General features: G+C 42.6%; 1 protein-coding gene. It reads right to left on the reverse strand.

Features of this window, described 5'->3' with window-relative positions; translation table 11 throughout:
• Nucleotides 1–723 precede the first annotated feature (723 nt).
• On the reverse strand, nucleotides 724–2406 hold a 1683-nt coding region (locus ENL20_05760; GenBank protein ID HHE38061.1), incomplete at its 5' end, for a choice-of-anchor D domain-containing protein.

Consider the following 2406-nt stretch of genomic DNA (forward strand, 5'->3'; position numbering starts at 1 on the left):
ATTATGTTGGTACCTGGAACGGAACTTATGATTTCCAGATGATTTTATATGCAAACGGCAGGATTCTATTCCAATACAGAACAGTTACCGGAGATCTCGATACCTGCACACTTGGTATTCAAAATGCAGACGGAGATGACGGACTTGAGGTTTGTTATGATGAGAATTATGTGACGAACAATTTAGCAGTTCTCTTTAAAAAAGACTGGTTGAGGTTATCTTCAACTTCTGGAACAGTTCCCGGTTCGACTTATGATGATGTAACTTTAATGTTCGATGCTGCTGGTTTATCCGAAGGAACTTATTTAAAGAACCTGATGATTACCAGCAACGATCCTGACGAACCGGAATTGATCGTTCCCGTGACACTGAGTGTTGGCACAGTTTTACCGCCTGATACTCCGGATAATGTAACAACTGAAATTGTCGGAGCAAATGTTCAGATTAATTGGGATGCGGTTTCAGGAGCGACTTCCTACACAGTTTACAGCGATACTGATCCTTACGGAACATTCTCGACCAACGAATGGACAGGAACTTCGACAAGTTGGAGTGAACTGGTTTCAGGTGATATTAAGTTTTATCGGATTACTGCAAGTAATTGAGTAGTACATTTTTGTTTTATTAAAACTTGCCAAATCTTTGAGATTTGGCAAGTGTGAGGAGTTGTTATTTCTCAAGACTGGACTTCATCGCGCAGCATGGAGTCCAGTCGGAAAGTGTTTACTGTCTCAAGTCCAGTTTCGCTTCGCTCTGCTGAACTCGAGTCGTTTCATTCGCTGTCACATAATAGAATTTCTTGACTGATGGGATTACTTCGCTCCAGGTAGTTCCGGTTACTTCATTTTCATAATTCCAGGTTTCATAAGATGCATATGGATCACTTGACGAATATATTTTATAGGAATCCGCACCGATAACAGCATCCCAATTCAGAACAACATCTGTTCCTGAAATTTCTATGGTCAGATTTGCAGGAGCGTCCGGAGGAACAGAAGAGATTCCATTTCCGTAAACAGGAAGAGTCTCATCGTCGGTTCCCTGAATCGTGATTTGAATGTTTCCGTCGTAATTCTGTACGAATTCCGGTTCAAAAGTTACTTCATAATCTAAAGAATCTCCCGGAAAGAGATGATAATAAACTGAATTCCTGATCGGAAAATCTTCTTCGACCGTATAGCCTGAAGGAGTGATGATCTCTCCGTCCAGTTCGAGAGTTCCTGTATTTTCCACATTGAATTGAAGAACAGATGATTGCCCGACTTCCACTTCTCCGAAATCCAGAGAGGATGGAGAGATGACCATGTCATAAGTTCCTACATTCAAAACAACCGAGACATCGTCATAAGGATCGGAGCTGTCATTACTGATGAGCCTGATGTAAGCAAAGTAAGAACCATCGGAAAGCCCGGCTGTATCGAATCCGACCTGAACATCGAAATTGGGACTGCCGACGGGAATAGTACCGCTGATATTGCATTCACCGTCCAGTGAAAGCCAATCATAAGTTGGAGAAGCATCTCCGGTGATGGTTACATCGTCTATCAAAACGCCACTGCCCATCGTATTGTATTGAACGCGGAAAGCGACCTGGATATTCTGCCCGGCATAGTCACCCAGAGCCAGTCCTTTCAGAATATAATCAGTTGTGAAAATATCCTGGTCGTAACTTTCTAGAGTTGTCCAGTTCTCGCCATCTGATGAAACTTCCACTTCCAAAAGGGCTTCATCCCAATAATAGCTCGGATCATAAGCTCTGACATAATATTTGAGAATACAGTCTTCAGTTGCAGTGAAAGAAGGTGTGATCAAACGGGCATCATCCAGCATCATCGGATCGGCAGCAGCACAGTAGTTTCCAGAACGAGGATTGATATCGCTCTGCTCCCAGTTTCCCCAACCATCGAGTGATTCCAGTTCCCAGCCGGAAGGGGGAAAACTTCCTTCAAAACCTTCCTGCAGGATCGTTGTTCTGTATTCCTCATATTCGATATAAGCAAGGTATTCGATATCAACATTTCCTTCATTTCCAAAAACCAGCGTATCGATAGCGGATTCTTCGGTCTCCAGAGTTTTGTTCATTACATAAGGAGAAAATATAAATCGAGCATCTACTCCACGACCGAGACACAAAACAAGATAATCCACTTCATCGGCATTATGATCGATAACGATATTATCGTTGTAATCCTGCATTGCGGTCGGTTCGAAGTAAACATTATAGCTTACGCTCCACATCGGTTCTATCTCAAAAGAAAGCATATTTCTATTGCTTGAAATTTTCTTCGATTCACCTGTCTGTTCATTTCTGACAACAGCTTCTTCAATGCGGTAACCGGTAGGAGTCGTAACCGTTCCGATCAGGTTGGAACCTCCTTCGTTATAAATATCCAGCCAGAGCGAATC

It is taken from the genome of Candidatus Cloacimonadota bacterium (assembly GCA_011372345.1).
Classification (GTDB): Bacteria; Cloacimonadota; Cloacimonadia; order Cloacimonadales; family TCS61; genus DRTC01.